Origin of the sequence: Flavobacterium sp. W22_SRS_FK3 (genome assembly GCF_052113665.1) — a bacterium.
GTDB lineage: Bacteria > Bacteroidota > Bacteroidia > Flavobacteriales > Flavobacteriaceae > Flavobacterium.
In genome coordinates this window covers 1-10,776 of sequence record NZ_JBGQOF010000041.1, presented here as the reverse complement: position 1 = coordinate 10,776, position 10,776 = coordinate 1, and the positions used below count along the sequence as shown (strand labels likewise).

Sequence of the window (10,776 nt, the reverse complement as noted above, 5' to 3'; positions counted from 1 at the left end):
AAGAATATAATTGTAAACAAATTTTCATAGGAGGTTTTTATTTTTTTTAAACCGTCTCAATTTTGAGGCGGTTTTTTCGCTACTTACTTTTCTCGAAATCTTATATATTAAAATTACCTATCATGTTAATAATTAGCTCATAGGACCTAAAAATCTGATTCTTTTCACATAACGAGAATCATTCTAAATAAGTGTTTTTTTGATAGTTATGTTACTTTTTGCATCCCTTGTTAATTTTTAATTTTAGCCATAGGGTCGTAATTTTGAAATGAATATAATGTCTTGTAGAGACATGATAAGCGTACTAGATTATACGTTGTTTTAATTCATTTTTTTTTAATTTTTATATTTTGATTTATAAGATTTTGCATTGAGCATTTTAAAGAAAAAAATTAGAAATAAAGATTAATTACTACGTTTTGTATTTTTTTTTACATGTTAAACTATATAATAATTAAGATCAATAAAAAGACATTCAGTGCTTTTATTTTACTATTAAATTTATGAAAACAAAAGGGAAGATTAAGTTAAAAAAACATTTCTTAATCACAGTGCTTGGATCAATTGCATTAAATGCACAAAATAATACATCAGTAACTATTGGATATAAAACCATTGGTCTATCCTTAGAAACAACCGCGAAAAATGGACTTATATTTGGAGTGATGGCTACGGTTGTAGATTCTAAAATAGTAGAAAAAAAAATTAATAAATTTGACTTTAATCGCTCAGAACATAATCTAAGAACTAAATTTATTCCCGCTTCATTTTTTATTATTGGAGGCGACTTTGAAAACATTTGTATTCTTGGAAAGATAGGTACTGCATACATAGACCAAGACATTAACGCAATTAAAGACAAACAAAAAATATTCTTTGCAATCGGAACTATGATTGATTTCAGAGTAAGTAATCGAGTAAAAGTAAGAACAAGTTACGATAATGTTAATGCATTTTTAACAGGAATAAATATTGTTTTATGAAAGTCTTATATCCAACAAATCTTAGAATGAACAACACATTTTATTGAACACAACTAAAATGGAATTCAAGATTGTTCTTCTCTTTTTTTTATTAATAAAGATTGATTCTAGCAATACTGAAAGAAAAAGACATCTTTTTTTTAGACAAGGAACAGTATAGGTTTTCTAATTTAACTAAAAGATGTTGGCGGATCCCCACTCCCCTTTCGAATTGCCCTAAATATTGGATCAAAGCGCTCCTTTTTTAACTTTTTCATTATATCATCTCCTAATTTCAGGCATTTATAAAGCATTGTTTTGTATTTAATTTCAAGCACTGTGTATAATTAATTTACAGGAAATCTTTGTTGACTGTAAGGTTATTTTACTCATATTGTTTTTAGATTAATTTTTGACTTATCTAAATACAAATTAGCCCCATAAGTGTTAAAATTGAGCTATGTTACTTTTTGTACCCCTTATTTGTTTTATTCCATGGCTTTAGGAATTTAATTTTACATACAGTTTAATGAGTTGAATTCCTCGAGGCTCTGCCTCGGCGTAATTCATTCAATACCTCGATAAGTAAATTAAAATATAAATATAACATTTTGAATCCGCCATCAGAATTATGAGAGCACCTCTGTTTCTTCTTTTATTATTTTATTCAGCTATATCTTCGTCACAGGGCATAATAGTCGACACCACAACCTTAAGTATACCTGAATTAATACGCGAAGAGTTAATACAAAATGAATGTGCTAATGAAAACAACTTCAAATTTTCATCACAATCTGGCATTGGAAAATTTACAAACACGAATCCTAATTTTCCGATTTCACATGGAATTATTATTCGAAATGGAATTGCCAAATACACTCAAGGCACTTATACAGGGCTTAATGAAAGTAGTGAGTTAAATACTTACAATGATGGCGATTTGCAAACTATAAGTAATGAAAACGGGCAAATTGTCCCTATTACAGATGTGAGTTTTATTCAATTTGATTTTACCCCTTTGTCGAGTAACTTTAGTTTTGATTTCCTTTTTGCTTCCAATGAATACGGTGAATTCCAATGTGGCTTTAGCGATGTATTTGCCTTTATACTAACCGATTTAACAACAGGACATTCTAAAAATCTTGCTGTGATTCCTGAAACTACAACACCCGTTTCGGTTAAAAACATTAGGGATCAACAGTACAACTATTCGTGTTTGTCAGCCAATGCAACTTTATTTGACCGTTATAATGTAACCAATCCGGCAGGGTCTGCTATCAACATGAGAGGTGAAACCAAGGTTTTTAAAGCTTCTTCAACTGTGATACCAAATCGGACTTACAGCATAAAACTGGCCATTGGCGATTACAACGGCAGTAATTATGATTCGGCAATATTCATCAAAGGAGGCAGTTTTATAACCACGATGGATTTAGGTCCGGACAGAGTTATTTGCGAAGGAGAAACTTTCACACTCCAATCAGGACTGGTAGGGAATTACGATTATGTATGGACTTTCAACGGAGCTGTAATTCCTGGGGAAACAAATAGCACTTTAACGCTTAATAAAGCCGGAACTTATGGTGTTACAGCAACTCTTTCCGATTGTGTAATAAAAGATGAAGTTGCCATTACCAATTTAGCCATCACACCTCCTAAAAACATAACCGCTTGTTATAATTTAAATTATGGCTATCAATACGATTTAACACAGAATGATTTGACCGCATTGAAACTAAACTCGACAGAATATTCTCTTTTTTATTATAATTCCGAGGAAGCAGCCAATGCAAATGGGCCAGCCATTCCTGCTAGCCAATTGAGTTCATACACCAGTGCAGGGAATGAAACGATATATATAAAAGTAGCACATGTTTCCCATGATAATACCTATTGTAATAATTTATTTTCTTTTAATTTATTGGTAATGGAAACACCTCCTGATCTGAGTTTTTGTGACACTAATTCCGGAAGAGTAACTGTTGACCTCACTACTCAGGAAAACCCTATTCTGAACGGGCTAAATCCTTCCAATTATGAAATTAGCTTCTACACGGACCCAACAGAAGCAAACAGTCGTACAAACAAGATACCAGACCCAACAGCTTATATTACTTCTCTATCACAATCACCCAAAACAATCTGGGTACGAATTGAAAATGTTGCAAATTCGGGCTGTTATACAACCGTTAGCTTCAATATAATCATTAATTCGCTTCCAAAAGTCGACACCATTCCAAATGTTATTGCATGCAGCAGCTACACCTTACCACCTCTAAACTTCGGAAATTATTACACGGGGCAAAACGGAACAGGAACAAAACTCCATGCGGGAGATGTTATTACGAAAGCGGGAGTTTATTACATTTACAGCGATGCAACCGAAATCAACAATTGTACAAACCAGAAAATCTTTATCTTAATCTTTATTGACAAAATTACTTTTCCTAAACAAGCTTGTGGCCAATACATAATTCCCGGAGTAGTTGCCGGCGGTTTTTTTACTGAGCCTGGCGGAAAAGGAAATGCAATTCAGGCAGGGACTTCGTTTACAACAGATCAGACTATTTATTATTATGCAGTAATTGATGGGGTGGTTTGCCGTGACGAAGCGGTATCGTTTGTTGTTCACCCCTTGCCTTTGGTAGATAAACCCGGTGACGTAGTGACTTGTGATTCTTATATTCTCCCTGCTTTGACAAATGGAAATTATTATACAGAAACAGGAGGTAGAGGAACTCATTTAAATGCTGGAACCAATATAAAGACTAGTCAAACGATATTTATTTTTGTAAATGATGGCAGATGTACCAATGAACATTCTTTCAGAATTAGCATTGTTAAAACTTCAGTTTTTGTTCCCATTACACGATGCGAAAACTATATTTTACCACTCGTTGATATAGGAGGTTATTATACAAATCCATTAGGAAAGGGTCAAAAGATTCCTGCCGGATCAATTATTACAACTTCGCAAACGGTGTATTATTATGCTGTTACCACAACTTTTCCTAATTGTACTGATAACTTAAAATACGATATAACCATAAAGCCGATACCTTTGGTAGATACGCCAAACAATAGGTTGGAATGTGAGCGTTATATATTACCTCCTTTAGCAAATGGCAACTATTTTACTAAAACTAACGGTGGCGGGTCTCAATTAAAGAGCGGGGATGTCATTACTTCAACGCAGAGCATTTATGTGTATGCCGTCGGAATAGATTGCACCAACGAACATAAGTTTGTTGTCGAAATAAGGAAAATTCCTCCTGTTGATAGTTTTGTAGATGTGTTCACGTGTACCGCGTTTAAACTTCCGGTATTGAAAAACGGAAAATATTACACCGCAACAGGTGGCCCCCATGGTCAGGGAAGCCAAATTGCAGAAGGAACGTTAATTAGTAGACCCCAAACCATTTACATCTATAACGAATGGACAGATTTCACAAGTTGTAGTAATGAAACTTTTTTTAGGGTAAATTATAACGGAATAGATGTTGGAGAATTTGTCGATATAACTGTTTGCGAGAATTACACTCTGCCTCAATTACAATTGGGTAATTATTATGCACTTCCTGGAGGAAAAGGTTCGGTTATCCCTGCTGGTACAGTTTTAACATCCTCACAAAGAATTTATGTTTACGCCATTACGGGCGACCGATTAACCTGTTCAAGCGAAAAAAACTTTTTAGTAAGCATTACTACAAAACCGACATTGCCCGAAATACCGGATGTTACCATTTGTGGAAGTTATACCCTGCCGCCTTTATCCGTTGGAAATTATTATAGCGGTCCAGATGCAACAGGGACATCATATTTTGCCGGACAGCAAATAAATAATAGTCAAAAAATGTATATCTACGCTGCTGCAACTACAAACCAAGGTTGTTATTCTCAGGATGATTTTAATATTACCATTTATCCTTTAAAAAACCTAATGTTATCAAATGAAGTAATCTGCGTTGATTTCGAAACAGGAACTACAGTACATAGTGCACAATTAAGTTCAGGGCTTAATCCTGAAATTTATACTGTCGACTGGTATTTAGGTGGTAACAAACTTAGTACAGGTCCAGATTATATGGCAATAAAAGAAGGAACTTACACCCTTCAAATTACCAAAAATACACCGGGTGATGATTGTGCATACAATCCGGCAATAGTTATAGTCGAAAAATCAAGCCAGGCAGTTGCCACAATTAACATATCCGACACTTTTCAGGAAAACACCGATGTTACCGTAACAGTGCACAATGGATTTGGAAGCTACGAATATCAACTTGATGACGGCATTTTTCAAACCAGTAATGTTTTTCCCGATGTCGATTCGGGAGAGCATGTAATTACGGTAAGGGATGTCAAAGGAAATTGCGACGATCAGATTTTAATTATCAATGTACTCAACTATCCCAAATTTTTCACACCTAACAACGACGGCTACAATGACACCTGGAACATTCCTGATCTCTCTTTTCAGCCCGACGCAGTCATTAATATCTTCGACCGATACGGAAAAATACTAAAGAAAATAAGTCCTGCCGGTCCCGGTTGGGACGGCAATTACAATGGCGAACCGCTTCCTTCAACCGATTATTGGTTTCAAGTTTTCTATACTTTAAAGGGAATTCCGCAGGTTTTTAAATCGCATTTTAGCATGAAACGATAATTCTCGGGCGTATCCTATCCCAATAAACGGGTAAACGTAGATGACGTTTATTCGTCCTCTTATCGTAATGCTTTCAAGATGTCTGTGTTATTTCTGTAACCTGCCCCCATCCTTCGCTGTTTATGAAAAACTAAATAATAAAGAAAAGGTATCGCAAAAAAGAGCTAAATCACTTTATAAAAAGTGAAATATATTAAATTGTTGATGATTCTCAAAAGATTTTTTATCTGGAACTACCAAATTACACAACCTATAATACTCACAAAATTATATTCTTTGTTGCTATATTAACATTAAAAAAACTTATAATTATAGCTAAAAATAACAAAAAGAAGCACAAAAATTTTGTTTGCTACTCTATAACTTTTAATGGTCTTGCTTCAATTTTATGATGGTTGTTTATTGCCTTCTTTTCGTAAACTTTTAAAAATAGGAAAAGTTTATCGGAGACAATGAGGGAAATTTGAACTTTTTAGTTTTCATTGGCATTCCAAAAGATGTTATTTTTTTGATGTACGGGAATTGATTTCGATTTAACAACTTTATATTTTAAATTTGTGCAAAATAATACAATTTCTAATTATTTAAGTCATATTGATTTTTTTATAATAAAGAAGGGCGTGTAAATTTGTATATGAAAAATAAAAACAACATCAAGTTTTGTGCATCCTTTTATAATTTATTTTATTTGGTTACAATTTCAATTATTTTTTTTATATTATACTAAAAATCTATCAACTTTTACTAAAACAAATGAAAAAACCTTTTATTATTTATTTATTACTTTTTTTTTACATTAATGCATATTCCCAAAAGAAAAACAACATTGATAGTCTTTTACAAGTTTATAGTGTTCAAAAAGAGGGAATAGCCAAAGTTGAAACAATGCATTTAATCTCGCGATGGGAACTTAGTAATAAACCAGAAGTCGCAAGAAAATATGCCGAAGAGATGATTACGGTCTCCAAAAAAATCAATTACTTACCAGGTTTAGCAAAAGGGTATGACAATTTAGGTTTTTATTATGGTTCAAAAACTTCGCTGGATTCAGCTATAATATATGCAACAAAAGCAAAATCATTGATTACAACACACACACCCGAGCTTCTTCGAAATAATCTGTTGCATGGGGACATCTATTGGCGCAAAAAGGAATATGATTCATCCTTTTACTATTTAATTAAAAATAGTAACTTATATAAAAATAGAGATAGTAGCTCAACCAAACAAAATGAGGATTTTAAGAAGTGGATGGGTGGGACCTATAATATGTTAGGTTTAATTTATATGGAAACTGGTAAGTATACTTTAGCTTTAAAGAATGAATTAAAAGCACTGAAATTATTCAAAGAATTTGGAGAAACATATTATACTGCTGTAATATGTAATAATATTGGGAAGATAGAATTTCTATTAGAAAACTATAAGCAAGCGCTAATTTACTATGAGGAATCAGAGAAGATGTTTAGACTCAGTGGTAAAAACACCATGTTACTAACAACAATGATGAACCGAATTAGTATTTTAATTAGTTTAAAAGAAACTGACAAAGCCATTAAACTGCATATAGAAGCTATCCGTTTAGCCCAAAAATTTGATGAAAAATTAACCGAAGCTCAATTGTGGACAAATATCGGAGTTTCTTATTTTGATTTAAAAAAAGATAAAGAATCTATAAATAGTTATTTAAGAGCTCTTAAGCTTTATAAAAATTTAAAGATTGAAGAAGTTGTTCTTTATCATAATTTAGGAAATTATTATACTAGAAAAAAAAATTCAGATAGCGCTTTCTACTATTACAATAAAACTATTAAAGTTGCAGAAGCACAAAATAATTTAAGTATTTTGTCTAAGGTATATGTTAGTCGCCATGATCTCTATAAAGAAAAAGGAGAATATAAAAAAGCATTAGAAGATTATGAAGTATATACCAAGCTAAAAGATAGCCTGTTTAATAAGGAGAAGTCTGAGCAAATAGAAGAACTACGAGCAACTTATGATACAGAACGAAAAGAACAGAAAATTCAAAATCAAAAAAAAGAAATTGACCTTTTAAATATAAAAGAAAAAGTTAACGGTATGCAGCTTTTACTTTTGACTTTTGGATTGCTAATAGCCCTTATTGGTATTTATGCCATTTACCAAAGAAATATACATCATAGTTTAGCAAGAGAAAAAGCAGAAATAGATTTAGAATATAAAAACAAAGAACTTACTACTCATGCTTTACACTTAGCAAAAAAGAACGAAATTTTAAGCGATATAAAAGAAAAAGCAGAGATTTTTAAAGCCGATGCCACTTATGACGCGGGTTACCAAACGCTTATTCAAACTATAAATTTCGACATACAAGATGATAATAACTGGAAGAATTTTAGTAACTATTTTGAAGCTGTACATAAAAATTTCAACACAAAAGCAAAACAACAGTTTCCAAATATTACGTCCAACGATTTACGTTTAATGGCATTAATTAAAATGAATTTATCATCTAAAGAAATTGCTAATATCCTTAACATTTCTGGAGATGGTATTAAAAAGGCAAGACAACGTCTTCGTAAAAAAATGGAACTGAAACCAACAGATTCTTTAGAGGCAGTCATTATAGCTATTTAGTAGTTTCTTAAAAATCAATTAAGCTTGTATTTTTTAATACTTTGCATTGTGTTGATTAAATATTAAAGTTTTATGTTTTTAAAATATAAGCTTTGCAACTTAAATTGATCTTAGACAATCAAAAATAATTAACCATCTATTTTTTATTTACTTTAGAACATAAGAACATACTTTAAGTCAAAAACGTCTGCTTTACATTTTATCATAAAGTGGACTGACCTTTATTTCAAAATGAATCCAAATCGCTTTATTATCAAGATAATGATTGAACAGAAAATCCATTTTGTTAATGTTTGAGATATTAATTTTGAAGCATATTCGCAATATTTAAAACGAAAGTGCATTATAGAATATAGGATAGAAATCCCTCTATTATCAATATTTTTTTAGAAGGTAAGATTTTACAGCTATCGAACCTTGTAAAGCAACAGAAATTAATCATATTCATTAATATCTCGGAGAATCGGGAATGGATTGATTATAAAAGAGATTATCCGTATTAATTGGGATATAATTCTCGTGGCACCATGTTGGTATTCATATCAATGAAACCATCACTTATCCCATGGATTGAAAGTTAAATATCAAATCCATAAAAAAGACTTATAAATAACAATTATCGGACAACTATCTATTCTTCACCGGAGATATACCAAAACACTTGAAAAACACAGGTGAAGACTAACCGCTTTAGAAAACACCGCAAACAAATTAAAAGCTGTCAAAGCAAATCAAAGAATCAAGTCTATAGCAGCTCGATTAGTTGGCGAATTAGAAAGAGACGTAAATCTAGCACCACCTATCTTATCGATATTGAATTGCTTAAACGCGTAATCCAAATACAAACAAGCAAAAACAAAATCTATTCACTAAGCAAAAAACATAATAGCGCTCTTAAGGAAAGAACTCCACGGATTTGTATTTAAAAACAAAACATTTTTTTGTTTATACGCAAAATACATTTATGATTGTTAGAGTAATGATTTTTCAAATGAGTTTGACTGACCCATCTTAGAATCCGTCGAGGAACAATAATCTCGTTGACAATCTTTTCTCGAACCTAATTAATTATTACGTTGTTTATCTCACTACAATTTAACATCTATAAGTATTAAAACTGAGATTATGTTACTTTTTGTACACCTTGTTTGTTTTACGCTATGGCTTTGGTAATTTACTTTTACCCTACCTTATTTAATTGGTTAAATAAGTTTTTTTTAACTAAAAACAGTATTCATGAAAAAAATCTTTACTTTTTTTGCCTTTGCATGGCTGAGTCTTCAATTGACTTATGGTCAAGGGACCAGCAAGCCATTTATAACCACTTGGACTATTGGCAGTAACGACTTAAGTCATTCCTTAATAATGACAGAAGGCTTTGCCTATGATTTCTCGTATGTTTGGAAAGATGCCTCCAACGGGGTTGTTTCCTCTGGAAGCCACACCAGTGATGATGGCGAATTTAAGACAACGTTTCAAGCAGCAGGTACGTACACGTTGGAAATCTCGGGAACTTTTCCTCATTTTAAGACGGATTATTCAAACATGCAAAAATTAGCCGATGTAAAGCAGTGGGGTGACATTGCATGGCAGAGTATGCACGCAAGTTTTGAGTATTGGCCAGGCAGCGCCTTTACAGCAACCGATACTCCAGATTTAAGCAATGTTATTGACATGGGTAATATGTTTTATGCTTCTTCTTTTAACCAAGACATCAATGGTTGGGACGTGAGTAATGTTACTAATATGGGCGGTATGTTTTCTAATTCTTCTTTTAACCAGGACATCAGTGGCTGGGACGTGGGTAATGTTACTGATATGGGGGCAATGTTTCCTGCTTCTGCTTTTAACCAGGACATCAATGGTTGGGACGTAAGTAATGTTACTGATATGAGCTTTATGTTTACTGGTTCTGCTTTTAACCAGGACATCAGTGGCTGGGATGTGGGCAATGTTATTGACATGAATTATATGTTTTCTCGTTCTGCTTTTAACCAGGATATCAGTGGCTGGGATGTGAGTAATGTTACTGATATGGGTTCTATGTTTTCTGGTTCTGCTTTTAACCAGGACATCAATGGTTGGGACGTAAGTAATGTTACTGATATGTTTGGGATGTTTACTGGTTCTGTTTTTAGCCAGGACATCAGTGGTTGGGATGTCAGTAAGGTTACTACTATGGAACTTATGTTTTCTGGTTCTGCTTTTAACCACGACATCAGTGGTTGGGATGTGGCCAATGTCACTGGTATGAACAGTATGTTTTCTAATTCTGTTTTTAAACAGGACATCAGTGGCTGGGACGTGAGTAATGTTACTAATATGGGCGGTATGTTTTCTAATTCTGTTTTTAACCAGGACATCAGTGGCTGGGATGTGGGTAAGGTTAATAATATGGGCGGTATGTTTTCTAATTCTGTTTTTAACCAGGACATCAGTGGTTGGGATGTGGGTAAGGTTACTAATATGATAAATATGTTTAAAGACAGTCAGTTCTCCAGCGAGAACTACGACAAGGCCTTGATGGGC

General features: G+C 33.0%; 4 protein-coding genes. All 4 read left to right on the top strand.

The genetic code is table 11. The annotated features are described in order from the left end of the window. Positions 1 to 503: 503 nt before the first annotated feature. A complete protein-coding gene (locus ACEN2I_RS19620; protein WP_441767780.1) occupies positions 504 to 983 on the top strand; it encodes a hypothetical protein in 480 nt (159 codons plus the stop codon). Between the two features lie 610 nt (positions 984 to 1,593). Continuing rightward, positions 1,594 to 5,631 (top strand): choice-of-anchor L domain-containing protein, encoded by a 4,038-nt coding sequence (locus ACEN2I_RS19615; RefSeq protein ID WP_441767779.1) that lies wholly within the window; start codon positions 1,594 to 1,596, stop codon positions 5,629 to 5,631. Positions 5,632 to 6,384: 753 nt separating this feature from the next. Further along, positions 6,385 to 8,247 carry a tetratricopeptide repeat protein gene (locus ACEN2I_RS19610; protein ID WP_441767778.1) on the top strand — a complete coding sequence of 621 codons (1,863 nt, stop codon included), beginning with the start codon at positions 6,385 to 6,387 and terminating at the stop codon, positions 8,245 to 8,247. Between the two features lie 1,497 nt (positions 8,248 to 9,744). Then, the coding region (locus tag ACEN2I_RS19605) for a BspA family leucine-rich repeat surface protein (protein WP_441767777.1) at positions 9,745 to 10,776 on the top strand (1,032 nt) is incomplete at its 3' end.

Coding starts and splice junctions, on each gene's coding strand:
- ACEN2I_RS19620 (WP_441767780.1), top strand. CDS start 504: ATGAAAACAAAAGGGAAGATTAAGTTAAAAAAACATTTCTTAATCACA.
- ACEN2I_RS19610 (WP_441767778.1), top strand. CDS start 6,385: ATGAAAAAACCTTTTATTATTTATTTATTACTTTTTTTTTACATTAAT.
- ACEN2I_RS19615 (WP_441767779.1), top strand. CDS start 1,594: ATGAGAGCACCTCTGTTTCTTCTTTTATTATTTTATTCAGCTATATCT.